Genomic DNA, 26,054 nt, shown 5'->3' with positions numbered 1-26,054 from the left:
TTTCGCGCGCGGGCATCGGGCCATTTCCCATAGCGTCGAGAATTCCATGGCACGTTCGAATCCCGCGTTGCGTGAATCTGTTTTCCGGAACGCCATTGCCGGCGTAAGCGCCGAGCGAATGACCGTCTCGGGCACGGCGTTCAAGTCGCTGTTGCTCGTGGCACTCACGATTTTTTCGGCCGGGTGGGTGTGGACGGCAACGGTGTCCAATCCCGCGGTCGTCGGCCCGGCAGTCATGATCGGCGTGTTCGGCGGGTTGATCGTTGCGCTGGTTGCGATGTTCAAGCCCCAGACGTCGCCGATCACCGCGCCGCTGTACGCGGTGCTCGAGGGACTGGCGCTCGGCGCGATCTCGGCGATCTATGCCGCGGCGTACCACGGCCTTGTGCTCCAGGCGGTCGGCCTCACGTTCACCGTCGCGTTAGGCATGCTGCTGGCGTATCAGAGCGGCCTCATCCGCGCCACGCCGATGTTCCGCCGCATCATCATCTCGGCGACCATCGGCATCATGCTGTTTTACGTGCTCACGATGGTGCTCGGCTTATTCCACGTGTCGATGCCCATTCTGTGGAGCTCCAGTCCGTTGGGCATCGGCTTGAGCGTGGTGTTTGCCGGCGTCGCGGCGCTCAACCTGATCCTCGACTTCGATCTCATCGAGCGCGGTGCGCAGATGGGCGCTCCGAAATACATGGAGTGGTACGGCGGATTCGCACTGCTCATGACGCTGGTCTGGCTGTACCTGGAGATCCTGCGCCTCCTGTCCCGGCTTCGCCGGTAACTCGGCGAATCACCGGGTCGGACGATGGACTCCGAGCGTCGCGACTTCTTGCGGAACGCCGGCGGCATGCTTGCCGCCGGCGTTTTGCTTGGCGCGCGGGCCGTGCCACACGTCGCCCGCAGTCAGAGTGCGCCGAAGGCCCGGTTAGGCCAACTCGGCTTGCAGCTCTATACCGTTCGCAGCTTGATGGATCGGGATGTGGAAGGCACGATCGCGGCCGTTGCGGCAATCGGCTACAAGGAAGTCGAGCTCGCCGGCCTCCACGACAAGACCGCCAAGGAAATGCGCGCGATCCTGGACCGGCATGGAGTTCGCGCGCGGTCGTCCCATAGCAGCATGCAGGACATCCGGCGCAACTGGGATCGCACGCTCGATGACGCCGCGATGCTCGGCCAGACCTACATCGTCAATCCCTGGATCGATGAGCCCGAACGCACCGTCGCCGGGTACACCAAGGCCGCGCACGAGATGACGGTGGCCGCCGAAGCCGCGCGCAAGCGGGGCATCGGCTTCGCCTACCACAATCACGACTTCGAGTTCGCGCCTGTCGATGGACGCCTCGGATACGACATCCTGCTCGCCGAAAGCGATCCCGCCCTCGTGAAGATGGAGCTCGACATTTTCTGGATCGTGAAGGGCGGCCAGGATCCGCAGCGGTACTTCGCGCAGCACGCCGGGCGCTTCCCGATGATCCATGCGAAAGACATCACCAGAGACGGCAGGATGGTCGATGTGGGCAAGGGCACGATCGACTGGCCTCGAATCTTCCGCTATGCCAAGCGCGCCGGGCTCGAGTACACCTTCGTCGAGCACGACGAGCCACCGTCGCCGATCGCCGACGCAGAAACCAGCTTCACCTATCTGCATGGTCTGACGTTCTGAGCCGTCGCGCCGCTTGACGCCTTCGGATGACCGCGACATATCCGTTTGAGGTCCGGCGATGGAGGGCCCATGCGGCGTGCTCGCAATGCGAAAGGATCGTTAGGCAGCGGCTCGACTGGCCGCGGCTGGAACCGTGTCCCGTCCTGGCTGGACGGGTTGCAGACGGACGCGAGGCTGTCACTGCGCAGTCTGCGTCGACGGCCGGCCCTCGCAGCCGGGATCGTTGTCACTCTCGCCGTCGCGATCGGCGTGACGGTGGCGGCCTTCGCGATCGTCAACGCGGTGCTGCTGGCGCCGCTGCCGGTGCGCGATCAGGACCACCTCGTCGTGCTTCGTTTGCGCAATGCATCGCAGCCGGCGGCTCTCGGCGACATCGCGCTCACGAATGGATTCCTCGACTCCCTGCGTGCTCGGAGCACGGCCTTTCGTGCGTTCGGGCGCGTGTTCTCGGCTGGGGCGACCCCGTTCGCGGCACGCTACGGCGATCACCTGACGACCCTCGCGACGACTGCGGTCGGCGGCGAATTGTTCGAGGTCCTCGGCGCGCGTCCTGCGTTAGGCCGGCTCATGCGGCCCTCGGACGACAGCGCCGGTGCAGAACCGCCGCTCGTGCTCAGCTATGCGGCGTGGCGGTCGACGTTCGGCGGCGACTCGCAAGTCGTCGGCCGCATCGTGGCGGTCCAGGGAATGCAGGCCCGCGTCCTCGGTGTTGCGGTACCGGGGTTCGATTATCCCGAAGGAACCGAGGCCTGGGTCTCGCTCGACCAAATGGAACGGCCGTACGGAGCAGACCGATCGCCCGATGGAGGCTATTTCAATCTTGTCGGCCGGCTCCGCGACGGCGCGACCATGTCTGCCGCGCGCGCCGATTTCTCCGCCGTGGCGCGAACATACGGGTCACGCTCGATGGGCCCGGCGGCAAGCCGCGTGGTGGAGGTCGCCTCGTACGCGACCGCCGTAACAGGCAAGACCCGGACGGTGCTGCTCGTGGTCGGCGCCGCGGCGCTGCTCGTGCTCCTCGTGGCCTGCATCAACGTCGCGGGGTTACTGCTGGCTCGTGGCGTCGAACGGACACCGGATCTCGTGGTCAGGGCGGCCATCGGCGCATCGCGTGCACGCATCGTGCGGCAGCTCCTCACCGAGAGTGCGATGCTCGCTGCGTTAGGCGGAGTCGCCGGGCTCGCGCTCGCCGCGGCGCTGGTGCGGCTCGGCGTCGGACTGGCCCCGGCAGACTGGCCGCGGCTCGATCAGGTGCACATCAGTGGTGCGGTCGTCGCGTTCGCCGTGGGCCTGACCGCGTTCGCCGTTCTCCTGTTCGGGGTCACGCCGGCCCTGTCGATTGCCGTACCGCATCTCGAGCGTGAGTTGCGGTCGAGCGGCGTTCGGGTATCCGCCGACCATCGCACCAGCCGGCTTCGGAGCGCTGTCGTCGTCGTGCAGGTCGCTTTCGCCGTCGTGATTCTGGCGGGTGCGGGGCTGGTTGCGCGGAGTCTCGCGCACATCGACGAGATCGATCTTGGATTCACGCCTCGACAGCAGCTCATTGCGGGACTCGAGCTCATGGTGCCGCCGACCACGGATACCGCCGAGCTCGCGCGCTACGGCGCGCGCTTTCGCAGCCTGGTGACGCAATCGGTGCAGCGTCTTGCCGTGACACCGGGCGTCGTCGGCGTCACCACCACGGCCGTCGAGCCGTTCTCGGCCACGGGTTTGACATCGCACTACCTGGCCGCCGGTCAGCCGCCGGAGGCGGCCTCGCACAACCCGATGGTCGATTGGGACGTTGCAGCGCCGGGCTACTTCCAGGCGTTGGGCATGCGCCTCGAGCGCGGCCGGTTCTTCGGACCCCAGGACGTGCCTAACGGAACGCCCACGGCGGTGGTCAGCGAGGCCCTGGCGCGTGCGGCATGGCCCGGACGCAACCCCATTGGGCAGCAGCTCAGCCTGGGGCTCTCGAACGCCCATCGGAAGTGGTACACGGTGGTCGGCGTCGTGGCCGACACGCGCTTTCGCGGCCTAACGCAAGCGCCGAGGCCTGCGGTATACGTCTCGGCGCCGGGAGAAGCGTTCCTCGGCGTCTGGCTCGCCGTTCGCACGCGGGGCAACCCGCGATCCATGCTCCCGGCGCTCACCCGCATCGTACGCGACATCGATCCCGACGCCGGCATCCGCAAGGTCGAGACCGGGGCCGCGCTTTTGTCCGCCCAAACGGCGCGCGCCCGCGCGCTCGCCACGACGTTAGGCGTTCTGGCCGCGACCGTCCTCCTGCTGGCCGCATTGGGCGTTTTCGCGCTGTTGGCCGCGCTGGTCCGCGGACGCACGCACGAGATCGGCGTCCGCATGGCACTCGGCGCGTCCGACCGGAACATTCGGTGGCTGGTGGCCGCGCACGCCGTACGCATGGGCGCTCTTGGGGCCGGTATCGGCCTCGCGCTCGCCCTCGCCGGCACGCGGGTTCTCCGCACGCAGCTCTATCAGGTAACGGCAACGGATCCACTCACCATGGCCGCGGTGGTTCTCGTGCTCATCGCCGCCGTCTTGGTGGCTGCGTACCTGCCGGCGCGGCGCGCGACGCGTGTCGATCCGATGATCGCCCTGCGCGCAGAGTAGCCCGGTCGTCCCGCGGCGCTCCCCAGCGGGCGCCGCGGAACATCGGACACTCATTCGTTAGGCGCGGAATTCCTTCGGCCGCTCGTGGTGCGCCTCGGACAGCGCGCGTTTGACGCCGTTCGCGTCGAGCTCCGTGCCGTACACCGGCGTGCCCGGCTGCTGCCGCCAGGAATCATCCAGGCCCCCCGCGTCCACGCTGTCGAAGCCGATTTCGTCGATCACCTTCATCACCACCTGCTTCGCCCGCGTATCGTCGCCGGCGACAGGCAGCGCCAGCCGCTTGTCGTCGCCTTTGGGCCGCGGCCGATCGACGATGTTGTGCGCATAGATCGTGTTGAATGCCTTCACCACCGGACGCCCCAGCTGCTCCGACACCCAGCGGCTTTCTGTCGTGCCGTCTTCGATCGATGCAATCTTTCCGTCGCGCTTGGGATAGTAGTTGCCCGTGTCCACGACGACCGTGTCGGCTTTCGCGGATGCGAAGAGATCCTTGGGCAGCTCTTTCACGTCTTTTTCGGGAATCGTCACGATGACGAGGTCTTTCTCGCGCGCCGCGTCTTTCGCCCACACGGGCCTGGCGCCCGTTTTCGATGCGACATCGACCAGCGATTCGGGACCGCGCGAATTCGCGATCGAGACGTCGTACCCGGCGGCCGTCAGCCGCCGCGCAAGGTTTCCTCCGATGTGCCCCGCGCCAATGATGCCGATCCTCATAGCTGCCTCCTGCGGAAGTTGAACACGTGCCACGAGCATCCTTCACGGGACGTGCCACCACGGGCCCGACCCGATGCCTAACGGGCACCGCCGAGGGATGCCATCGCACCGTCGAGCGCGTCGCGCGAGGGAAGGGTGCCCTGCGCCAGCCGCGCCGATCCGCCCCCGCGCCCGCCGGCGTCGGCGAGCACGGCCTTGAGCGTCCGCCCGGCGTCGACGCCGGAATCCTCGGACGCGGCAACGAGCACCGACGCATTCGGCGACTCGACGGCGCCGATGAACATCGCGCGCGGCAACGACGACGTCGCAAGCGCGAGCGGCCGCAGCTCGTCGAGCGAGCCCGCGACACGCCGCTCGACCACGCGTCGCACGCCGGCGGTGTCCGGTTGCGCGGCGTCGTACCTCTCGCGCGCGACGCGCGATGCCAGCTCCGTCTCGAGCTGCCGCAGCCGTGAGTCGGCGTCCTTGAGGCGCGTGCTCTGCCGCGCGACGAGGTCGGCCACTTCGTGCGGCGCCGCCGAGAGCGACTGCGCCAACCGCGACAACGCGTCGTGATCGGCCCGTGCTCGCTCGACCGCACGCATCCCGCACACGAACTCGATCCGCGCCGACTGACGCACCTTGTCGATCTTCCCTACGAGGATCGCCCCGATCTCTCCGGTCGCGCGCACGTGCGTGCCGCCGCAGGCGCTGCGGTCGAGGTCGGCGATAGTCACGATGCGAAGGGTCCCTTCACGCGCCGACGCTTTGCGCAGTCCGGACGCGGTTGCAGCTTCTTCATACGACACGGTCACGGGCCGATTCTCGAATACGATTTCGTTCGCGCGGCGCTCGGCGCGCGCCGCCTGCTCGGGCGTGATCGAAGCGACGTCGACATCGAGTGTCGAAACGCCGGCGCCGAAGCGCACGCTCACGGTTGCCCAACCGAAGAGATCCGCCACCACGGCGGACAAGAGATGCTGCCCCGTGTGCTGCTGCATGTTGTCGAAGCGGCGCGCCCAGTCGATGCGGCCGGTGACCGAGTCTCGCTCCACCGGAGCGTCGACCACGTGCGCAATGCGCTCGCCTTCGTCAATCACGTCGCGAACGGCGGCGCCGCCGAGCGTGCCCGTGTCGTGCGGCTGTCCACCCGACGTCGGATAGAAGGCGGTGCGCTCGAGATAGATTCGGCGGCCGTCATCTGCGCGCTCCACGACGCGCGCGTCGAATTCGGTTTGGTACGCATCGGAGTAGTAGAGGCGTGTGGTCATACGTCGAACCATGCGCGCGCGGCGCGCGTCGCGGTAGAGCCGCGTCCCTTGCTGCGCTCGGTGCGCGCGGTATCTTCTCGCGCGCCGTTATTTTTCTGGAGACCGGACATGACCGCGGTTCGCGTCAAGCTCTCGACGATGATGTTCCTTGAGTACTTCGTCTGGGGCGCCTGGTTCGTCACCATGGGGACGTACCTGGGGACGTCGCTCAAGTTCGACGGCACGCAGGTCGGCCTCGCCTATGGCGCCACGGCCATCGCGGCGATGATTTCGCCGTTCTTCGTCGGTATGGTGGCCGACCGGTTCTTCGCCACCGAGAAGATCCTGGCGCTGCTCCACATCGTGGGGGGCATCGTGTTGTGGATCGCATCCACGATGCACGGGTTCGGCGGGTTCTACGCCGTGCTCATCGTGTACGCGCTCTGCTACATGCCGACGCTGGCGCTCACCAACTCGATTTCTTTCGACCACATGACCGACCCGACGCGGGAGTTTCCGCTCGTGCGGGTGCTGGGCACGATCGGGTGGATCGTGGCCGGGCTCATCGTCGGCTTTCTCAAGCTCGAGGCGACGGCGGTGCCGCTGCAGCTGGCGGCGGCGGCCTCGATCGTGTTAGGCCTATTCTCGTTCGCGCTGCCGCACACGCCGCCCCACGCCGCGGGCAAGACGATCACCGTGCGCGACGTGCTCGGCCTCGATGCGCTGTCGCTGCTCAAGGACAACGCGTTCGCGATTTTCATCCTCGGCTCGTTCCTGCTCTGCATCCCGCTGCAGTTCTACTACACGTTCACCAACCCGTTCCTGAACGAAATCGGAATGCAGGACGCCGCGGCCAAGATGACGTTGGGCCAGTTCTTCGAGATCGGCTTCATGCTGCTGCTGCCGTGGGCGCTGTCGCGGTTAGGCGTGAAGCGGATTCTGCTGTTGGGCATGGCGGCGTGGGCGGTACGCTATCTCTTCTTCGCGTTCGGCAACGTCACGGTGAACGTGTGGATGCTCTATGCCGGCATCATCCTCCACGGCGTCTGCTACGATTTCTTCTTCGTGACGGGGCAGATCTACGTCGACCAGCGCGCCCGCGTGTCGATCCGCGCCGCGGCGCAGGGATTCCTGGCGTTCATCACGCAGGGGGTCGGTCTCTTCATCGGCTCGCTCTTGTCCGGTCCCGTGGTTGACAGGTACCGGCTGCCAGGCGGCGCCCACGACTGGCGGTCGGTGTGGCTCGTGCCGGCATGCGGGGCGGCGGTGATTTTCGTGCTCTTTGCCATGCTGTTCCGTCCGCGGGTGCCGACGGAAGAGCCCAAACCGGCGGCGGCCATCGCCGCCTAACGCGACCGCATCGTATGGCCCGCGAACCGGTTTCGCGTCGCGAGTTTATCGGCGACGTTGCGCTCGCCGGCGCGGCGTTCACCATCGTGCCGCGCCACGTGCTCGGCCGCGGCTATCGCGCGCCCAGCGATACGCTCAACATCGCCTGCATCGGCGTGGGCGGCAAAGGCGAAAGCGATGTGCAGGGTGTGAGCACCGAAAACATCTACGCGCTCTGCGACGTCGATCTGCACAGCGCGGCGACGTCGTTTCGCCGCTTCCCGAAAGCAAAGCAGTATCGCGACTACCGCGAGATGCTGGACAAGGAAGCAAACAACATCGACGCGGTCACGGTGACTATCCCGGATCATTCGCACGCCGCCGCCGCGCTGCTCGCCATGAAACACGGCAAGCACGTCTTCTGTCAGAAGCCGCTCGCACACACGCTGACCGAAGTGAAGGCGATAATGGATGCTGCCGCGCACACGAAGGTCGCCACGCAGATGGGCAATCAGGGTCACGCCGGCGCCGGCACGCGCCTCATCCGCGAACTCGTGGAAGCGGGTGCGATCGGGACCGTGCGCGAAGTGCACTACTGGACCGACCGGCCGATCTGGCCCCAGGGCCTCGAGCGGCCGCTGGCGGCATACGAAGTGCCGCCGTGGCTGGACTGGAATCTCTGGTTAGGCCCGGCGCCGGCCCGCCCGTACAATCCCGCGTACGCGCCGTTCACCTGGCGCGGCTGGTGGGACTTCGGCTGCGGCGCGTTAGGCGACATCGCGGCGCACGCCATGGATGCGGCGTTCTGGACCTTGAACCTCGGCTTCCCGGCGCGCATCGAGGCCGAGACGACCGAGCTCTATCCCGAGACCGCGCCCAAGCTGTCGCGCATCGTCTACGAGTTCGGCGCACGCGGCGCGCGCGCACCGGTGCGCGCGGTGTGGCACGACGGCGGTCTCGCCGAGGCGCGCCCGGTGGAGCTCGCACCCGAATTCGACTGGCCGCGCTACGCGGATGTCGGCACGCAACTGTGGATCGGCACCGACGGCAAGCTGGTCGCCGATTGCTATGGCGATGCGGTGCGCTTGCTCGACCCCAAACGGCAGGCGGAGTTCTCCGCGCACCCGCCACCGCAGAAGTATCCGCGCACACCGGGCGTGTACCAGGAATGGATTCGCGCGTGCAAGGGCGGTCCGCCGGCGGGTTCCAACTTCGCCGGACACGCGGGGCCACTCACGCAGATGGTGCTCCTCGGCAACCTTGCCATCCGCATGAATCAGGCGCTCGAGCTCAATCCTGAAACGGGCGACGTGACTAACGCAAAGGTGCCCGAGGAGTACGTCCGCACCGAGTACCGTTCCGGCTGGACCCTCTAGACACGGACACGGTCCAGGTCCTCCATGGGATCGCCGCGCACCCACGGCCGGTCGGCAACGTATGCCTCCAGCCGCTCCGCGCCACCAGTCGCGTCGGCGAACGCGACGTAACCGTCCGGCCGCACCAGGTAGACCGCGCCGCGCGCGAATCCCGATCTCGCCATCGCTGCTCGCCACGCGAACGCGTGATATTCGACGCCTAGCTCGGCGCACGCCTGTCGTACGCCCGAAGCGGCTTCCCCGTAGGTGTGAACTTGCCAACGCAGCGACGCCAGCGGCGCGAAGTTCCCCGCCGCGGTCCCATCGCCGTTGGGCGCCACCCACGGGAGCCGATCGCCGGCGCGTATCGATCCAGCCATCCCGACGCTGAGCGCGCTCTCCGGATAGCGGATGCCGAGTTGCGATACCGTGTGAAAGAGAAGATACCGCACCGCGCGAAAACGAAAGAGCAGCGACGCGGCTAACGGAAACAATGTCGTCCGTGCGAACGCCGCGGCCGGGCCTCGCTTGGTCGCGATGGCGAACACGCGATCCGTCGTCGCCACCAACCGGCGTGCGAACGCGATGCGCTCGGTCTCATAGGTGTCGAGCAGGCTCGGATCCGCGCCATCGCGGACGACCGCGGCGAGCTTCCAGGCGAGATTCACGGCGTCGCCGATTCCGGTGTTCATGCCCTGCGCGCCGACGGGACTGTGCACGTGCGCGGCGTCGCCGACGAGGAATGTCCGACCCGTCCGGAACCGGCTCGCCACCTTGTGGTGAACACGGTACGTCGAAAACCAGTTCACCTTCTGCACCTGGAGGTGCATCTGATCCATGGGACGGCGTGCGACGTCATCGAACCCGATGGCCTTCCCGCCGTTAGGCGTCGTGCCGGCCTTGACGGTCCCCACCAGCCGGACGCGCCCCGCGCCTTTCATGTCGAAGATGGCGAGCAGGTCCGCCTCGTCGAGGTCCACGTGAAGTCCGGTGCCGACCGTTGGGCCGCTGGCGTCGACGTCGGCGACGTAAAACAGATGCTCGTACGTTCCGCCGGCGAATCGGGCGCCGGCTTTCTCGCGCACGATGGAGTGCACGCCGTCGCAGCCGGCGAGATATGAGCTCACGCACTCTTCGGTCGATCCGTCCGCATGGCGAAGCGTGGCGCGGATAGCGTCGCCGTCATCCGTAAAGGCGGTGAGCTCGGTTCGTCGCTCGACCACCACACCCATCTCACCGAGTTGCGACACCAACAGGCGCTCGTGCGCGTCCTGCGCGAAGTCGAGCACGAAGGGGAAGGGCGTCGTACCTTCCCCCACGTTCCTGAACGGCACGGTGAGCACCTTCTTGCGCCGCGCCCACAAGGTAATGCTCGGTACGATGAGCCCGCCGGCGATTACCTGCTCGGCGAAGCCCAGTTGCTGGTAGAGCTCGAGCGTGCGCGCGTGCACGCCGAGCGCCCGCGAGAACGGCGCGACATTATCGGTCTTGTCGATGAGGCGAAACGCAACGCCTAACCTGGCGAGCCAGAGGGCGAGCGCGAGGCCTGTTGGCCCCGCTCCGGCGATCAATACCGGCGTGTCGACGCCGTTCATGTGGTTAGGCGGCAACCCAAATCATGTCACGGCCTCCACTCGCCCCTGGCAACCTGCGGCACGAACCCCTCCAATCCGCGCGGCGGAAACTCGACCGTTTTGCCCCGCTCCGCGCTCATGTACGCCGCCATGAGGATGCGCACCACGTCCAGGCCATCGTCGAACGTGAGCAGCGGGGTTTCTTTTCCGAGAAACGCCCGCACGAAATGCCGATCTTCCGCTTCGTAGCCATAGACGGCGGCTTCGCCCGCTACGACGGGCATGAGTCCCATCTCGGCGTTCTGCTTTTCGACGAGATCCTCGCCCGCGCGACCGTGCACTTCGCGGCTGAAAAATACCGTGAGGCCGCTGTCCAACGAATTCCACGCCATCGAGTATTCCGGACCCAGCAGCTCGGCCGAGAGCCGCAGCCCGGCGCCGATGAAACTCCAGGATGTGCTCGCTTCGCCTAACACGGTCCGTCCCTCGGCGTCCTCGAACTCGAGCGTGACGCTCGCGAAGTCCTCCGACGGATGTTTCGTGTAATCGACGTCCTTGCCCATGGTGCGCGCCAGACGCTTTGCGTACTCGGGTCGCGACCACTTGAGGCTTGCGATATGCCCGGTCACCCGCCTCACGGCAAGCGATGACAGCGGGTGACCGGGTTCGGTAAGCAGATGTCGCACCACGAGCGCCGAGTGGCACATCATGTCGTTGAGCACGCCGCCGCCTTGCAGTCGCCCCTGCCAGAACCACGGCGCGTGCGGGCCGCTGTGTTCTTCCGCCGCGCGCGCGAGATACGGGCGGCCCGTTAGTCGCGCACCGCGCGACCAGATCAGATCCCGCCCCTGAACCACCGGAGGCGCGAACGCCTGATTCTCGAGATACCCGTGCATGATGTTCGCGCGCTTCACGGCGCGCGTCAGCCGCGTTGCCTCGGCGACACTTCGCCCCAGGGGCTTCTCGCAGGCAATGCCGCGCAACGGCGCTGCGCGCCCGGCCGCCGCGTCGACGATGGCTTCGATGTTCTCGACGCGCGCGTCGTTGCGGCCGCACAACCAGATCGCGTCGATCGCCGGATCGGCTACCATCGTGGCGATGGTCCTGAATGCACGTGCAGGACCCACGTCGAGCGACCGAGCCAGCGTGGCCGCCTCGGCGGCATGCGCCTCGTGCGGGCTGTACACACCGCGGATCTCCGCGTCCCGCACCGCACGAAAGGCGTGGAGGTGAAAACGCGCATTGAAGCCGCTGCCAATGACGCCGATGCCGAGTGGACCAGTGGTCATGTCTGGATTCGTGCGTTAGGACCAGGCGAACGCTCTTGCGCGCCCGCAGGCGGTACCTTAGTCATGTCCTCGATCTGTCGAAAGTCGAGGCAACGAAGGTCGATATCCGGCCCGGATGCCTCGCCCTGACGACGATGACTCAGAAAGTGAACGCATGCTGCCATCGATGGCCACCGAAAAGCAAATCGATGTCACGATGAATGTCGATCCCGAGGTTGGCGCGAGTTCACGCCGCACCTGGTATTGATTTACGTGCAGATGCCGATCGACACGCGCACCTTGCCGGACCCCACGACGGTCGATGACGAGCGGCGCCAGCTCGCACGCCAATCAGGCGCGTTCGACCTCGTGAGCCGTTCGCCGGAGATGCCGGATCTCGCTCGGTCATCGGCGTGGCGATCCGTACCCCTTCCGCAGACCAGGCGGTCGGGCCGGCGCCAGCGGTCCAACGCGTCGAATACGATTCGCCGCTCATTCATCAGTTGCAGCGCCAGGTGGCGCTGCGATCCGACATCTCCCGCCGGGTGTCGCTGCGGGCGGCAGCTCTGCCGGTGCTGAACACGATCGCCAACGCTCTTGCCCAACGCGGCGATGCGGAGGGCTCGCTGCAGGATGTCCTGACGCAGTGCGTCGATGCGGCCGGGCTGTCCCGCGCTGCGATCCTCGTGCGCGGCGCCGATGGGTGGCGCTGCGTGGCTCAGGTCGGTTACAGCGAAGACATCGCGGCGGGACTTCCGACGCTGTTCGGGCACGCCGATCTGCTGGATTTGGTCCTCGATGAAGGCAAACCAATCGCGATACCATCGTCCAGCGTGCCGCAGGCCGTGGCCGGTGATTTCCTGCACCGCGCGAGCACGTTGGAAGCGATGCTGGCGCCGATCAGTGCTCGGGGCGAGGAGCAGGGCGTGCTGCTGTTCGACTCGGCGAGCAAATCGTTAGGCGGCGACGAATGGCTCGCGTTCGCCCGCACGGTGGCGTTCCAGGTCGGGCAAGCGATCGCGCTGAGCCGCATTTTCGAGCAGCTGGCAAGCTCGGAACAACGCCATCGACTGCTGTTCGAGCACACGCCGCTGCCCTCGTGGGTCTTCGATCGCGAAACGCACCGCATCCTGGCGGTGAACGTCGCGGCGACGCAGGCCTACGGGTACACGAAAGACGAGTTCCTGTCGCTCACCATCGATGCGCTTCGGCCGCCCGAGGAAGTGCAGCGGCTGCACCACGAGCTCGACCAGCCGCCGCACGCCCTCCACTCCGTGGGCACGTGGCGCCACCGCACCAAATCCGGCGCGGTGATGGACGTCGAGATCAGCGCCTGCAGCCTAACGTGGGAAGGCCGCCCGGCCGAGCTCGTGGTGATCAACGACGTCACGGCGCGCCAGCGTGCCGAGCGCGAGCTGCGCGAGGTGCAGAACCGTCTCGCGCAAGCGCTCACCTCGAGCAACGCGGTGCTCTACGTGACGAAGCTGCGAGGCGCAAACTTTCACGGCGTGTGGGTGAGCGACAACATCACGCGGTTCATCGGGTACAGCGTCGAGGAAGTTCTGGCCGACGGATGGTGGATCGCCGGCGTCCATCCCGACGACATGGCGCGCACCCTCGAGGCGCAGAACGAGTTGGCGCGAACCGGTCGCATGGTCTACGAGTACCGGTTTCGGGAGCGCTCGGGCACGTATCGCTGGATCCGGGACGAGTCACGCGTCGTCGGCGACACGTTCGGCGAGGACGCCGAGGTGGTGGGCGTCTGGGTGGACGTCACGGAACGGCGCCAACTCGAGGAGCAATTCCGACAGGCGCAGAAAATGGAAGCCGTTGGGCGATTGGCGGGCGGCGTCGCGCACGACTTCAACAATCTTCTCACCGCGATCACCGGCTACTCGGATTTGCTGCTCATGGACCTCGATCCGCAGGACGAGCGGCGTCAGGACGTGGCCGAGATCAAGCGCGCGGCGGTCGCGGCGGCGGACCTCACGCGGCAGCTGCTCGCCTTCAGCCGTCGGCAGGTGCTCGCACCGCGGATCATCGATCTCAATGCGGTGGTGTCCGGCGCGCAGAAGTTGTTGGGCCGACTCATCGGCGAGGACGTCACGGTCGAAACGCGGCTCGACCCGGCGCTCGCGTCGGTGCGGGCCGATCCCGGCCAGATGGAGCAGGTGCTCATGAATCTCGCCGTCAACGCGCGCGACGCCATGCCTAACGGAGGTCGGCTGACGATCGAGACCGCCAACGTGATGGTCGATACGGAATTCGCGCCCGAGCGGCCCGGCCCCGCGGCCGGACCACACGTGTTGATGGCCGTCAGCGACACCGGCATCGGGATGGACGAGGCGACCAAGGCGCGCATCTTCGAGCCGTTCTTCACGACCAAGGAGATCGGGAAGGGGACAGGGTTAGGCCTGGCGACCGTATACGGCATCGTCAAACAGAGCGACGGATTCATCTGGGTGTACAGCGAGCCGGGAAAGGGATCGACCTTCAAGATTTATTTGCCGCGGGTCGATGGGCCGCCCGAGTCATTGGAGACGGGCGAGCGACCTGCACGATCGCTGCGCGGCACCGAAACCATCATGGTCGCCGAGGATACCGCGGCGGTGCGCGCGGTCGTGCGTGATGTGCTGGAGCGCCATGGCTACACGGTGGTCGAAGCGGCGACCGGCCGCGAAGCAGCGCAGCTCGCCGGCCGCCGGCCGGGCGGCATCGATCTGTTGGTCACCGACGTCGTGATGCCGGAGCTGAGCGGGCGGGATCTGGTTCGCGAGCTACGGACCGTCAAGCCCGATCTCAAGGTGCTCTACATGTCGGGATACACCGACGACGCCGTGCTGCGGCAGGGCATGCTCGAGCCGGGGGCGGCCTTCATCCAGAAGCCGTTTCGCCCCGACCACCTGGCGCGGCGGATCCGCGATCTCCTCGACGCGACGCCGGCGCGGCCTGTCTAACGGACTAACCGACGCCCAGCTTGTGGAGCGCGGCCGACGGACACCCCGTCCACTGCGGGACGTACACGTTGCCCTCGTACTGCAGATCGGCCACGCCCATCTTGCTCGAGTAAAATCCGGACGCGGTGAAGTCGCGAAACCGGTTGAAGAACGCCACGCCCTGGCTGAATTCGGGCCTGGCGCGGCTCGGCCACGCAATGTCGTCGAGCACGGCGTTGCGCTCGTTCGTCGTGCACTGCACGAAGGGGTGCCCGAATCGATCCGCGCATTCGTGGTCCAGCCACGCCAGGCCGCCGCGAATGGGCAGACTGTCCTCGGGGTACAGCGTCAGGATGCGATCCATGAACTCCGGCACCGCGGCGTCGGTCGCGCTCCCCGATCGCTCGTCGCGCGGAATGATGATGTCGACCAGCACGTTCACCGTCTCCCATTCATGGGGCGTGAAGACGCTCGGCTGATGGGCGCCCGCAACGGAGCGCGCAGTGTCCGCGCCGGCCGTCGCGGCCACCTTCGTCGCCGTGCGTTCCGCGCTGTTGCACGCCGTGGCGAGCGTGCCGAGCACTACGAGCTCGAGCATCGAGCGGCGCGACATGCCGTTGCCGTTAGGCGATGCCGGCTCCGCCCCCTCGCGTTCGTCGTCGTGATCCGTCATATCGCCCCGGCCTTGCGCTGTTCGGTGATGTAGTCCGCCGTCCGCCAGGCCAACGCGAGAATCGTCCACGTCGGATTCTTGTCGGCCTGCGACACGAACGGGCCGCCGTCGGCCACGAACAGGTTGGGTACGTCGTGCGCCTGGCAGTGCGCGTTGAGCACCGAATTGCCCGGGTCGCGGCCCATGCGCGTCGTGCCTAACTCGTGGATGATCTGGCCGCCGTTCGCGATGCCGTAGCCGCGCTCCTTCGTCGGCATCGGCGAGAACACCTCGCCGCCCATCTCGTGCACGATCGCCCGGAACGTCTGCTGCATGTGGCGCACCTGGTTGTACTCGTGGTCGGTCCACTTCCAGTGGAAGCGCAGCACGGGTATCCCCCAGCGATCCACCGTTTCGTGATCGAGCTCGCAATAGCAGTCGGCGTTCGGAATCATCTCGCCGCGCCCCGAAAATCCGACGGACGCGCCGTAGTAATGGCGATACGCATCCTTGAGCGACTTCCCGTACCCGCCCGCGTTCGGATACCGCTGGATGCCGCCCATGGCGCCGTAGGCCGGCATCTCCAATCCGCCCCACAACTCGATGTGGTAGCCACGTGGGAAATCCAGGTGCTTGTTGTCGAGCCACCACGGCATGTAGAGATGATTGCCGCCGACGCCGTCTTCATTGTGCGGAATGTGGTCGACCATCTTCGGGATGTAGCCGGCCACGTCCGTTCCGGTGGTATCGGTCAGATAACGCCCAACGACGCCGCTCGAGTTGGCGAGCCCCTGCGGAAATCGCGAGGACTTCGAATTGAGCAGCAGGCGAGCGGACTCGCACGCGCTCGCGGCCAGCACCACGACGCGCGCTCGCACGTGCTCGACCGTCCCGGTCTTCTTGTCGACGTACGACACGCCCGTCGCCATGCCGCGCCCGTCTGTCGTGACCTCGTATGCCATCGCGCTCGTGAGGAGCGTCAACTTGCCGCTCTGCTTCGCCGGCGGAATGAGCACGCCCGAGCTCGAGAAATTCGAGTTCGTCTTGCAGCCGCGGTTGCACTGGCCGCAGTGATGACAGGCGGGTCGGCCGTTCAGCGGCTGCGTGAGAATCGATAGCCGGGCCGGAATACACGTGACGCGCAGCTTGTCCGCGGCTTGCTTGATCAGCAGCTCGTAGCAGCGCGGCGCGGGCGGCGGCTGAAAAATCCCGTCCGGATTGTTGTGCAGGCCCTCGACGCTGCCGAAAACTCCGATCAGGCGATCGACGCGATCGTAGTACGGTTTCAGATCGTCGTAACTGATCGGCCAGTCGTCGCCTAACCCATCGAGGCTGCGGCGGCGAAAATCATCGGGCCCGAATCGCAGCGAGATGCGGCCCCAGTGGTTCGTGCGTCCGCCGACCATTCTCGCGCGCCACCAATCGAACTTCGTGCCGGCCGCAGTCGTGTAGGGTTCGCCGTCGATGTCCCACCCGCCGATACAGCCGTCGAACTCGCCGAACGGCCGCTCCCTGGAGCCGCGCCCGCGCCTCGGCGATTGGTACGGCCACTCCATCATCTTCGAGTCGGTGGCGTTGTCCCATGGTCCGCCGGCCTCGAGCATCACCACATCCGCGCCGGCCTGCGTGAGCACGTACGCCGACATTCCGCCGCCCGCCCCCGAACCCACGATGCATACGTCGTACGTCTTGCGTGTTCCTGCAGCCTGCATGGATCTCCTCGGATCAGTCGATCGCGCGAATCCAGATGCCGCGATATCGAACGCGGTTGTTGTGGTCCTGCAGCTCGAGCGGCAGGCTGTCGGGCGTCACGTGGTAGGGTGGCCGGACCTTGTTGGCCGTCGGACCGCTCAGCGCCACGTTGTCCTGCACCAGCACGCCGTTGTGGAACACCGTTAGGCGTGCGGGCGACGTCACCGCGCCGCCGGCGTCGAACCGCGGCCGGTGGAAGATAATGTCGTAAGACTGCCACTGTCCCGGCGGTCGGCTCGCGTTGACTAACGGAGGAAACTGGCCGTAGACCGCCGCCGCCTGGCCATCGGGATAGGTGTCGTTGTGGTACGAATCGAGCACCTGCACCTCGTACAGCCCCATCAGGAACACGCCGCTGTTCCCGCGCTCCTGGCTCTCGCCTTTCGGCGGCGTCGGCGTTGCCCATTCGACGTGCAACTGGCAATCGCCGAACGCGCGCGCCGTCACGATGTCGCCCGTGCCGGGCTCGACCTCGAAATAGTCGCCGTGCACCGCCCAACGCGCCGGGCCGCCGTCGTGCTGACGCCACGCCGAAAGCGAGCCGTGATCGAAGAGCACGATCGCATCGGCCGGCGGCGGCACCGGCGGTCGCTCGGGACCGGGATCAACGACCGGCGGCCTGGGCCGATCCATCGAGTGCTGCGGCCAGCGCGTGTCCACCTGGCATCGCGCGCTCGACACGCCGATCGCGGCCAGTGTTGCCGCAATCGCCACGCATGGAGCGAATCGCATCAGGAACGAAGGTGAGAGAAGTGAGCCAACCGACGAGGCCACCTGTTTATACGGCGCTGTCACGCACGTGACAAGTGGCCAGCCCGCGCACCCGTTGGCGATTCCCACGCTTCCGCATAGAATCCACGTCCGGATATCGCATGCTCATTTCTCTCCTGTCGTTCGCGCTGCTCCTCCAGGCGCCGAACCCCGCTCGATCGGACAGCACCGTCTACGACGGACGGTTGCGTCAGCTCGATGTCGCGCCGCCGCGCATCGACACGACGATCACCGTCGACGGCACGCTCGACGAGCCCGTCTGGCGCCGCGCTGCGCACCTCACCGGATTCTCCGAATATCGCCCCGTCGACGGATCGGCGGCGACCGACTCCACCGACGTGCTCGTGTGGTATTCCGGCGATGCGATCTACTTCGGCATCCGCGCGTACGAGCCCCACGGCAACGTCGTCCGAGCCACCCTTGCCGACCGCGACAACATCGACGCGGACGACAATATCCAGATTCTGCTCGACACCTACTCCGATCATCGCCGCGCGTTCATGTTCGCCGTCAATCCACTCGGCGTTCAGGAAGACGGCGTGCGCAGCGAAGGACAGGATGCCGGCGCGGCGGGCGGCGGCTCGGGGCCCAACGCGCGGTTCGATGGCACGATCGATCTCAATCCCGACTTCGTCTGGGAATCGCGCGGGCACGTCACATCCTGGGGATACGAAATCGAAGTGCGGATCCCGTTCCGCAGCATCCGCTTTCAGGGTGTCGATCCGCAAACGTGGGGCATACAGATCGTGCGTGAAGTGCAGCACTCGGGCTACGAGGACACGTGGACGCCCGTCGTGCGCGCGAACGCCAGCTTCCTCATCCAGGCAGGCCGCCTCGTCGGCCTAACGCACATGCACCGCGGCCTGGTCATGAACGTCATTCCGGAAGCCACCACCAAGGTGGACGGCGACTCGGTGAACGGGGTCTACCGCTATTCCACGACGCCCGCGCTCGGCGGGTCCATGTTCTGGGATGTGACGAACGGACTCGGACTGAGCGCCACCGCGCATCCCGACTTCTCACAGGTCGAGGCCGACGTCGCGCAGGTCACGCTCAACCAACGATTCGCGTTGTTCTTTCCGGAGAAGCGTCCGTTCTTTCTCGAGGGTCTCGATCAGTACGACACGCCCAACCGCCTCATCTACACGCGCGACATCGTCCAGCCCGACGCCGGCGCCAAGCTCACCGGCAAAATCGGTGATCTGAACATTGCCTATCTGGGCGCCGTCGACGAGCGCGATACCGCCACCGGCAGCGACCCCGTGTACAACATTCTGCGCCTGCGTCGCGATCTGGGGGCGAGCTCGAATCTCGGACTCGTCTACACCGATCGCATCGATGGCGGCGACTACAATCGCATGGGCGGCGTCGATGCGCGCTTCCTGTGGCACAAGATCTGGTTCTCGCAAGTGCAGTTCGTCGGCTCGGCGACTAACGACAGTTTGGGCCATCGCAATGGCGCACTCTGGGATGTCACGCTCGGCGACCGCACCGGCCGCGCGTACGGCAACCACGTCGAGTTTCTCGGCGTGAGCCCGGACTTCGTGGCGGCGAGCGGCTTCGTGAACCGGACGGGATTCGTCCGCGCCATGATCTTCAACCGCTACACGCTCTACGGCGGTCCGGGCGCGCTGGTCGAGCAGGTCTCGTTTTTTCTCAACGCCCAACCGCTCTGGAACTACGCCGACTTCGGCAAGTTAGGCGGCACGTTCGAGGGCGGCTACTCGGCGCAGGCGTCGACGACGCTGCGTGGCGGCTGGAACATCGGTCTGACCGTCAACGACAACTTTCAGCGATTCGACAGCACGTCGTACCGGGGCTACGGCGTCGTGGCCGGCGCAGACACCAGCGCGTTCGTGCTGCCCCACGGGCTCTACTCGCTGTACGGCCAGAGCGTGAGCCTCACGTCGCCCAACCGCAAAGTCGTCGTGAATGCGACCGCCGGCATCGACGATGCCGTCCTCTTCGCCGAGGCGAGCCGGGGCCGCGAGGTCACCGGCAGTCTGGATGTCGCCTGGCGACCAACGCCGCTGTTTCGCTTCGACGCCTCGTGGATCTACGACCGTCTCTCTCGCCTGCGCGACGGCAGCGAGTTCGCGATCACGAACATCCCCCGCCTGCAGGTGGAATACCAGCTCACGCGCTCGATTTTCCTGCGTTACATCGGGCAGTACGTGGCGCAGCGACAGGCGGCGCTCGAGGATCCGCGCACCGGCGCGCCGCTCGTGCGGCGCGACTCGACGAACGCCGCGTACGCCGCGCTCGGCGCCTTCTCGTCCAATAGCTTCCGCAACGACGTCCTCCTCTCGTACAAGCCGGTCCCGGGCACCGTTTTTTTTGCCGGCTACGGCACGTCGCTCAGCGAACCCACGGCGTTCCAATTTTCGCGCTCGATGTACCGCACGACGGACGGCGTGTTTGTGAAGGTGAGCTACCTGTTCCGCCTCTAGCGTGGCCGCGTCGTGTTCGTTTCTTCGCGAGCTCGCGCCGCCCTGCGAAATTGTCCCAGGAGCCCGTGCCGGATCCAGTACGCCGCCCCGGCGCCGATCTGCGCGTAGTGGCGGAACACTCGCGTCGGAAACCGCGCCCGGCGAACATCGGCTGCGAAGGCACGCCGGTGGAAGGCGAGATCCTGCTGGATGCGCCGGAGGATGACGGCGTCGCCGGCCAGCAAATACTTGCAGAACAGGGCGCCCCGGGCGACGGTGTAGGCGCGCGTCAGATCGCGCACCTGCGCATCCGTGCGCCGGCCATGGTTGTGATAGACGAGGGCCTCCGGCGTGTATGCCATCTGGATTCCGGCCCGCAGCGCGCGGTACACGAAGTCCACGTCTTCCCCCGCGCGGGCGCCTGTCCCGCCGCCTAACGCAACGTCGAACGGCCCGATCGCCTCGAACGCCGATCGCCGGAAGGACATGTTGCAGCCGATGATGTCGTCCAGCTCGAATAACGCCGTGATTCGCCGGCGCTCGCGCGACGTGCGCGTCGTGGTCGGACGGTCCCGAGCGTCGTACAACTCCACCCGGCCGCCCAGCATGCCTAACGTCGGCGCGCGCCTGAACTCCTCGTAGACCGCCGCCAGCCACTTGGAATCGGGAACACAATCGTCGTCCGTGCACAGCAGCACTTGGCCGCGCGCCGCCGCGAGCCCGGCGTTTCGCGCGCGCGCGAGCCCCGGCATCGGTTCCCGCACGATCTGCATCGGCAGCAGCGTCTCGAACGATGCGAGCGTTGCCGGCGTGTCGTCCGACGATCCATTGTCGACGACGATCAGCTCCCACCGCACGCCGGGGGGCACCTCGAGCCGCTGCAGGCTTTCCAGGAGCAGCGTCATCGCGCCGCTGCGATTGCGCGTGCAGACGATCACGCTTGCGTCCACCGCGTCGGCGGTCGGCGTCGTCACCACGACCATTGCTCCACCGCGCGCACCGCGTCCGCCGCGGTCTCTGCCCACCGGACGATCGGCGCATCCCTCGTCCACGTCTCGTAGAACGCACGCACCTTCCCATAGCTGTTGTCGAGCACCACGTGCGGAATGCCGAGCAGCAGGCTGAGAATGTGGCCGTGCAGGCGATCCGTGATCACGGTGTGACCGGCCGCCAGCATCTTGCATCCGCTCCGCACCCGCTGCTTCGATGCGGCGACGCCTAACCGCATCAACGGCCCGTGCGCGTACGGCCCGATGCTCGGGTGCGCCGACACGAAGCTGTGGCCGAGGCGCTCCGCTCGGGAGATCGGCGATCGCCGGCTCAGTGCCCAATCGAACGTCGCGTAGCCGCCCGCGCCGGCGTGTGGCGCGGCCTCGCGATCCTGGCGCCCCAGCCACGCCACGCGCGAGCGCGGCGCCGCCGTTCGGGCAAGCGGGCCCAACGCGAACGCGAGATCGGGACACATTTCGCTCGGCGCGTCGAACTGCGCGCGCGCACTGGCCAGGCTCCGATGATCGCGAAGCAGCACCGTGAGCTTCCGATGCGCCGCGAACGCCGTCCGTGCGCGCGCCAGCGCGGCCGCATCGCGAAAGTGCAGCGATTGCGGCAGCTGAATGACCGGCACGTCCGGGAAGTCGGCCAGCACCCGCTCGCGCAACTGCTGGTGGAGCGGCCACACATCGCCGAGGCTGCCGCCGCCGGAGAGCAGAATCACACCGCCGCCTAACTGACGGGCGAGCGTCTCGCGCGAGTATGTGTCGATGCTGCACGCGTAGCAGACGCGGACGCCCGCGCGGCGCAGCAGCGCGAGCGTGCCGAGATGGATCGCGCTGTCGCCGACGTTCTGGTGCGTCGGCACATCGAGCAGCGCCGCCTGCGATACGCCGGCCAGCAGCCGGCGCACCGTCTCGTCAAGCCTGCTGCCTAACGCCTGCACGAGTGCCGTCGCGCTGCCCGCGGCATCGGCCCGGATCACTGTTCGGGCGCGCGGCTGCGGAGCGGCGGCCACGACCCCGATGCGTCAGCGAGAACCGCCGGCGGCGGTCGAGGGCGCCGCCACCACCCGCGCCCGCGGCAGCAGGTGCGACGTCCCCGAAAATGTCAGCGCGCCGGCCTCGACCTGCACCGTCACGCCGGGACCTGCCACGACGTCGCGCCGCGTCTCGGCGTCCCACACGGCCAGCTCGAGACTGTACACGCCCGGCGCCACGTTGAATTGCAGCTCCACGTCCATCTCGAACGGACCGCGCGCCGGCAGCGATGCGCCGCAGTCGGCGGCCGACGCGCTGAACACGAGCCGCCCCGTCGAGAGCGCCCGCACGCGCAACGAGAAATCCCGCGACGCAGCGTCGCTGGCCGGCCGCACGTCTCCGCTCAGTCGAAACTGCGCCCGCTCGCCCGACCGCACCGGCAGCTCGGATTCGAGCGACAGCGCATCGAACGTGAGCGCCGACGTATGGCTCGCCGCCGACTCGCTGTTGCGCGCGCTCTCGAGATACGCCTCGATGCACTCGGTGGGCGTCCCGCGCTTCGCGATGCGTCCGCGCTCGAGCAGGAGCGCGTGCGTACACAGCGACGCGATGCGCTCCAGCTGGTGCGACACGAGCACCACCGGAATCCCGCTCGTGCACAGCTCCTGAATGCGGTCGAACGCTTTCTGCTGAAACCGCATATCGCCGACCGAGAGCACCTCGTCGATCACGAGAACGTCGGGGCTGATGTGCGCCGCGATCGCGAAGCCGAGCCGCGCGTTCATGCCGTTCGAGTAGCGCTTGACCGGCGTGTCGATGAACGCATCGATCTCGGCGAACGAGACGATCTCGTCGAATCGGGTCTTGATCTCGCTGCGCTTCATCCCGAGGATGGCGCCCTGCAGGAACACGTTCTCGCGGCCCGTGAGGTCGGGGTGGAAACCGGCCGCAACCTCGATCAGCGCGCCCGCGCGCCCGGTGATCGCGCAGCGTCCGCGCGTCGGCACCAGGATGCGCGTGAGCAGCTTGAGGATGGTCGACTTGCCCGCCCCGTTAGGCCCGAGAATGCCGAGCGCTTCGCCGGGGCGCACCTCGAACGAGACGTCGCGCACCGCCCAGAACTCTTCGCCCGACAGCTCATCCCGCGCCGGTCCGCGGCCGGCGAGCCGGCGCACCGCGGCCGGCACGAGATCGCGCAGGCTGTCGTGCAGCTCGCCGCGCGCGAATTTTTTCCATACTTGCTCGAACTGGATGCGCGGCGCGCCGGTCATGTCAGACATATTCGGCGAACTTGCCCTCGGTCCGGTGGAACACGACCACGCTCACGAGGAGGCCGAGCACGGCCCAGGCCGCGCCGTAGGCGAGATACCACGGGCTCCAGGCGACCACCGCGCCCGTCTTGCCCGCGATGACGAGTGGCTGGAGCAGGTTGTGCCCCTCCACCACGCTGAGGCGCAGCCCCTCGAGCAGCGGCGCCAGGGGATTCAACATCATCAGCCGCGCGCCTAACGGGCCGAACATGCGCGGCTCGAAGAACACTGGCGTGAAGAAGATCCCGAACGTGAGCATGACCTGCACAATGTACTTCACATCCCGAAAGAACAAATTGGCGCAACCGAGGAACAACGCCGCTCCCGCCGTCACGCAGAAGATCAACGCCGCCAGCAGCGGCACCCATAACACGGCGAGCCCGTAGTGAATGCCCAACAGCGGAAGCGCGATCCCCACCGTGACCGCGCCGATCGTCGAATCGAACGACTGCGCGAACGTGGCCGACAGCGGCAGGACCTCCCGCGGGAAGTAGATCTTCGAGACCAACGGAAGATTTCCGGTTAGGCTGGTGGTGGCAAATCCGATCGCGCCGACGAAGAACGCCCACGGCAAGGCTTTCACCGCCATCCCCGCGATGACGTCGCGCGCCACGTGGCCGCCCCCCATGTACGCCATCGCAAAGCGCACCAGCGTCCCCGCCGCCACGATCAACGCCGGCATCAGGATCGCCCAGGCGAAGCCCATCACCGCCTGCTTGTAGCGGATACGCACATCGCGCAGCGTGAGCTCGTAGAGCAGCTCGCGATACTTCCACAGCTCGTCCACGGCGATCTGGCGAAGATCGCTCCACAGCGAATGCCGCCGCGGCGCGGGAAGGTCTCTGGTCAGCACGAGGTCGGTCATATCCGGGAGCAGGCGATCCAACGATAAGGCGGGCGGCAAACGGTGCCGCGTGGAACGTGACCCGTTCCGATGAGGGGGCGCGTCATGGTCCCCGCACGGGCCAAGTCCATCGCGCGCCATGATTTCGGCAGCTATCATGCCACGCCGCTCCTCGATGATACGCGCGGTCCAGTCACCGCGACAAGCCATTGCCTGTTGCTTCCACCTCACAGGGTGAACGCGCCGGTGCTCAAACGCTCACTCACCGTCCTCTCGCTCGTCTTCGTTCTCTATTTCACCACCTCGGGCGGGCCGTTCACCACTGAGGGCCTCGTCGCCGAAGTCGGACCGGGGCTGGCGCTGCTCATCATGCTGCTCGTACCGATCCTGTGGTCCGTGCCCGAGGCGCTGATCATCGGCGAGCTCGCCAGCATGCTCCCGGAGGAAGGCGGCTACTACCGATGGGTGCGGCGGGCGTTCGGTCCTTTCTGGGCCGTTCAGAACGGCTGGTGGACCTGGATGTACTCGTTGGTCGACATGGCGATCTATCCGGTTCTGTTCACGCAGTACCTGGGCTTCTTCCTCCCATCCCTCGGCCCGGATGCGCGATGGCTCGTGGCACTGGTGGTCATCTGGACGGCGGCCGCGATCAATCTTCGCGGCGCGCTGCCGGTTGGGCGCGTATCGGTCGTGTCCGGCGCCTTCATCATTCTCGCGTTCCTGGCGATGTCGCTCGCCGCGCTGCCGCACATCACGCACGTCCCGTGGCACCCGCTGCTCAAGCCCGGCCGGACGCCGGCGGGTGCGTTGGGCATCGGGCTCTCGATTGCGCTCTGGAACTACATCGGCTGGGACAACGCCTCGACGGTGCAGGGCGAAGTAGTCGACGCCTCGCGCAGCTACCCGCGCGCCCTCGCCGTCGCCCTCCCGTTAGTCACGCTCGGCTACCTCACGGCGCTCGCGGCGGCGCTCGCCGCCACCGACTGGACCCGTTGGAGCGACGGCGCGTGGCCCGCGATCGCCCGCGCCGCGACCGGATCGTTAGGCGGTTCGGCCCTCGCCGTGTGGATCGGCGCCGCCGGCATGGTGAGCGCGCTGGCGCTCTTCAACGCGCTGCTCCTCTCGTACTCGCGCATCCCGCTCGCCATGGCCCTCGACGGCTATCTGCCCGCGTGGCTCGGGCGCACGGACGACCGGGGCACGCCCCGCAATGCCGTCGTCGTCTCCGCGCTCTGTTACTCGGTGTTCGTCCTGCTCTCCATCCAGGGGCTCGTCGTCGCCGACGTGCTGCTCTATGCCATGGCGCTCTTCCTCGAGTTCGGCGCGCTCATCCAGCTTCGCCGCACCGAGCCCGAGCTGCGCGGCGCTTTCCGCATTCCGGCTGGCCGCGCCACGGTGACGCTCCTGGCCGCGCTCCCGCTCGTGATTCTGTTGGGCGTGCTCGCGCTCGAGATGCGCGACGGCGAGTACGGCCGCCCGGCCGTTGCCGGCGCCATCGCCGCCGCGCTGCTCGGGCCCCTGGTGTACGCGGCCATGCGCCGCCGCCGCCGCGCCGCTGCGTAAGGCATCGACACTCGCGCCCGGCCGCGCCCGTGCTATCTTCGTGTCGCCCGCGCCGTTCTCTTTCCCTCCGCACAGGGATCTCCCACGA

The 26,054-nt window shown here is 67.1% G+C and carries 19 protein-coding genes; 8 read left to right on the top strand and 11 right to left on the bottom strand.

Annotated features, from left to right (window positions below; all coding sequences use genetic code 11):
- Positions 1-46: 46 nt before the first annotated feature.
- The 3 genes from VFW04_18565 (at position 47) to VFW04_18555 (ending at position 4,270) form a co-directional block, all read left to right on the top strand.
- Positions 47-778 carry a Bax inhibitor-1/YccA family protein gene (locus tag VFW04_18565; protein ID HEX5181341.1) on the top strand — a complete coding sequence of 244 codons (732 nt, stop codon included), beginning with the start codon at positions 47-49 and terminating at the stop codon, positions 776-778.
- 24 nt (positions 779-802) lie between these two features.
- Positions 803-1,660 carry a sugar phosphate isomerase/epimerase gene (locus tag VFW04_18560; GenBank protein HEX5181340.1) on the top strand — a complete coding sequence of 286 codons (858 nt, stop codon included), beginning with the start codon at positions 803-805 and terminating at the stop codon, positions 1,658-1,660.
- Between the two features lie 69 nt (positions 1,661-1,729).
- On the top strand, positions 1,730-4,270 hold the full coding sequence (locus VFW04_18555) for an ADOP family duplicated permease (protein HEX5181339.1): 2,541 nt from the start codon (positions 1,730-1,732) through the stop codon (positions 4,268-4,270).
- A gap of 57 nt (positions 4,271-4,327) precedes the next feature.
- Here VFW04_18555 and VFW04_18550 read toward each other — a convergent pair whose 3' ends face one another.
- Both VFW04_18550 and VFW04_18545 read right to left on the bottom strand, forming a co-directional pair.
- Positions 4,328-4,984: an NAD(P)-binding domain-containing protein gene (locus VFW04_18550; GenBank protein ID HEX5181338.1), complete on the bottom strand. Its 657-nt coding sequence runs from the start codon at positions 4,982-4,984 to the stop codon at positions 4,328-4,330.
- A gap of 77 nt (positions 4,985-5,061) precedes the next feature.
- Entirely contained in the window at positions 5,062-6,234 is a 1,173-nt protein-coding gene (locus tag VFW04_18545; protein ID HEX5181337.1) for an alanyl-tRNA editing protein, read from the bottom strand.
- Between the two features lie 108 nt (positions 6,235-6,342).
- Here VFW04_18545 and VFW04_18540 point away from each other — a divergent pair, with 108 nt between their 5' ends.
- Together VFW04_18540 and VFW04_18535 are read left to right on the top strand one after the other, a co-directional pair.
- Positions 6,343-7,563 (top strand): nucleoside permease, encoded by a 1,221-nt coding sequence (locus VFW04_18540; protein HEX5181336.1) that lies wholly within the window; start codon positions 6,343-6,345, stop codon positions 7,561-7,563.
- A gap of 14 nt (positions 7,564-7,577) precedes the next feature.
- Positions 7,578-8,918 (top strand): Gfo/Idh/MocA family oxidoreductase, encoded by a 1,341-nt coding sequence (locus tag VFW04_18535; protein ID HEX5181335.1) that lies wholly within the window; start codon positions 7,578-7,580, stop codon positions 8,916-8,918.
- Here VFW04_18535 and VFW04_18530 read toward each other — a convergent pair.
- Positions 8,915-10,492, bottom strand: coding sequence for an FAD-dependent monooxygenase (locus tag VFW04_18530; GenBank protein HEX5181334.1), 1,578 nt, complete (start codon positions 10,490-10,492; stop codon positions 8,915-8,917). The two genes, VFW04_18535 and VFW04_18530, sit on opposite strands and share 4 nt — an antisense overlap.
- Positions 10,493-10,518: 26 nt before the next feature.
- Positions 10,519-11,760, bottom strand: a complete 1,242-nt coding sequence (locus VFW04_18525; protein HEX5181333.1) for a Gfo/Idh/MocA family oxidoreductase — start codon at positions 11,758-11,760, stop codon at positions 10,519-10,521.
- Between the two features lie 392 nt (positions 11,761-12,152).
- On the opposite strand from VFW04_18525, the gene VFW04_18520 reads away from it, so the two are divergent.
- Complete coding sequence (locus VFW04_18520; protein HEX5181332.1) at positions 12,153-14,696, top strand: PAS domain S-box protein; 2,544 nt, start codon at positions 12,153-12,155, stop codon at positions 14,694-14,696.
- Positions 14,697-14,700: 4 nt separating this feature from the next.
- On the opposite strand, the gene VFW04_18515 is transcribed toward VFW04_18520, so the two are convergent.
- The 3 genes from VFW04_18515 to VFW04_18505 are packed head-to-tail and all read right to left on the bottom strand — an operon-like array spanning position 14,701 to position 17,811.
- Entirely contained in the window at positions 14,701-15,348 is a 648-nt protein-coding gene (locus VFW04_18515; protein ID HEX5181331.1) for a gluconate 2-dehydrogenase subunit 3 family protein, read from the bottom strand.
- Positions 15,345-17,039 (bottom strand): GMC family oxidoreductase, encoded by a 1,695-nt coding sequence (locus VFW04_18510; GenBank protein ID HEX5181330.1) that lies wholly within the window; start codon positions 17,037-17,039, stop codon positions 15,345-15,347. The genes VFW04_18515 and VFW04_18510 overlap by 4 nt, the downstream gene beginning before the upstream one ends.
- Before the next feature lie 13 nt (positions 17,040-17,052).
- Positions 17,053-17,811: a DUF1080 domain-containing protein gene (locus tag VFW04_18505; GenBank protein ID HEX5181329.1), complete on the bottom strand. Its 759-nt coding sequence runs from the start codon at positions 17,809-17,811 to the stop codon at positions 17,053-17,055.
- Positions 17,812-17,951: 140 nt separating this feature from the next.
- On the opposite strand from VFW04_18505, the gene VFW04_18500 reads away from it, so the two are divergent.
- Positions 17,952-20,300: a carbohydrate binding family 9 domain-containing protein gene (locus VFW04_18500; GenBank protein ID HEX5181328.1), complete on the top strand. Its 2,349-nt coding sequence runs from the start codon at positions 17,952-17,954 to the stop codon at positions 20,298-20,300.
- On the opposite strand, the gene VFW04_18495 is transcribed toward VFW04_18500, so the two are convergent.
- The 4 genes from VFW04_18495 to VFW04_18480 are packed head-to-tail and all read right to left on the bottom strand — an operon-like array spanning position 20,297 to position 24,424.
- Complete coding sequence (locus VFW04_18495) at positions 20,297-21,256, bottom strand: glycosyltransferase (protein ID HEX5181327.1); 960 nt, start codon at positions 21,254-21,256, stop codon at positions 20,297-20,299. The genes VFW04_18500 and VFW04_18495 overlap by 4 nt on opposite strands.
- Positions 21,250-22,254: a polysaccharide pyruvyl transferase family protein gene (locus VFW04_18490; protein HEX5181326.1), complete on the bottom strand. Its 1,005-nt coding sequence runs from the start codon at positions 22,252-22,254 to the stop codon at positions 21,250-21,252. The genes VFW04_18495 and VFW04_18490 overlap by 7 nt, the downstream gene beginning before the upstream one ends.
- Positions 22,255-22,299: 45 nt before the next feature.
- Positions 22,300-23,520, bottom strand: a complete 1,221-nt coding sequence (locus VFW04_18485; GenBank protein ID HEX5181325.1) for an ABC transporter ATP-binding protein — start codon at positions 23,518-23,520, stop codon at positions 22,300-22,302.
- Between the two features lies 1 nt (position 23,521).
- On the bottom strand, positions 23,522-24,424 hold the full coding sequence (locus VFW04_18480) for an ABC transporter permease (GenBank protein HEX5181324.1): 903 nt from the start codon (positions 24,422-24,424) through the stop codon (positions 23,522-23,524).
- A 213-nt stretch (positions 24,425-24,637) separates the two neighbouring features.
- Here VFW04_18480 and VFW04_18475 point away from each other — a divergent pair, with 213 nt between their 5' ends.
- Entirely contained in the window at positions 24,638-25,966 is a 1,329-nt protein-coding gene (locus VFW04_18475; protein ID HEX5181323.1) for an APC family permease, read from the top strand.
- Positions 25,967-26,054: the final 88 nt, after the last annotated feature.

The sequence above is a fragment of the Gemmatimonadaceae bacterium genome, from assembly GCA_036273715.1.
GTDB lineage: Bacteria > Gemmatimonadota > Gemmatimonadetes > Gemmatimonadales > Gemmatimonadaceae > JADGGM01.
This window is presented reverse-complemented; position numbering and strand designations above follow the sequence as displayed.

Excerpts from the sequence above, each read along its gene's own strand:
- VFW04_18565 (HEX5181341.1), top strand. The coding sequence starts at position 47 with ATGGCACGTTCGAATCCCGCGTTGCGTGAATCTGTTTTCCGGAACGCC.
- VFW04_18560 (HEX5181340.1), top strand. The coding sequence starts at position 803 with ATGGACTCCGAGCGTCGCGACTTCTTGCGGAACGCCGGCGGCATGCTT.
- VFW04_18555 (HEX5181339.1), top strand. The coding sequence starts at position 1,730 with ATGCGGCGTGCTCGCAATGCGAAAGGATCGTTAGGCAGCGGCTCGACT.
- VFW04_18550 (HEX5181338.1), bottom strand. The coding sequence starts at position 4,984 with ATGAGGATCGGCATCATTGGCGCGGGGCACATCGGAGGAAACCTTGCG.
- VFW04_18545 (HEX5181337.1), bottom strand. The coding sequence starts at position 6,234 with ATGACCACACGCCTCTACTACTCCGATGCGTACCAAACCGAATTCGAC.
- VFW04_18540 (HEX5181336.1), top strand. The coding sequence starts at position 6,343 with ATGACCGCGGTTCGCGTCAAGCTCTCGACGATGATGTTCCTTGAGTAC.
- VFW04_18535 (HEX5181335.1), top strand. The coding sequence starts at position 7,578 with ATGGCCCGCGAACCGGTTTCGCGTCGCGAGTTTATCGGCGACGTTGCG.
- VFW04_18530 (HEX5181334.1), bottom strand. The coding sequence starts at position 10,492 with ATGAACGGCGTCGACACGCCGGTATTGATCGCCGGAGCGGGGCCAACA.
- VFW04_18525 (HEX5181333.1), bottom strand. The coding sequence starts at position 11,760 with ATGACCACTGGTCCACTCGGCATCGGCGTCATTGGCAGCGGCTTCAAT.
- VFW04_18515 (HEX5181331.1), bottom strand. The coding sequence starts at position 15,348 with ATGACGGATCACGACGACGAACGCGAGGGGGCGGAGCCGGCATCGCCT.
- VFW04_18510 (HEX5181330.1), bottom strand. The coding sequence starts at position 17,039 with ATGCAGGCTGCAGGAACACGCAAGACGTACGACGTATGCATCGTGGGT.
- VFW04_18505 (HEX5181329.1), bottom strand. The coding sequence starts at position 17,811 with ATGCGATTCGCTCCATGCGTGGCGATTGCGGCAACACTGGCCGCGATC.
- VFW04_18500 (HEX5181328.1), top strand. The coding sequence starts at position 17,952 with ATGCTCATTTCTCTCCTGTCGTTCGCGCTGCTCCTCCAGGCGCCGAAC.
- VFW04_18485 (HEX5181325.1), bottom strand. The coding sequence starts at position 23,520 with ATGACCGGCGCGCCGCGCATCCAGTTCGAGCAAGTATGGAAAAAATTC.
- VFW04_18480 (HEX5181324.1), bottom strand. The coding sequence starts at position 24,424 with ATGACCGACCTCGTGCTGACCAGAGACCTTCCCGCGCCGCGGCGGCAT.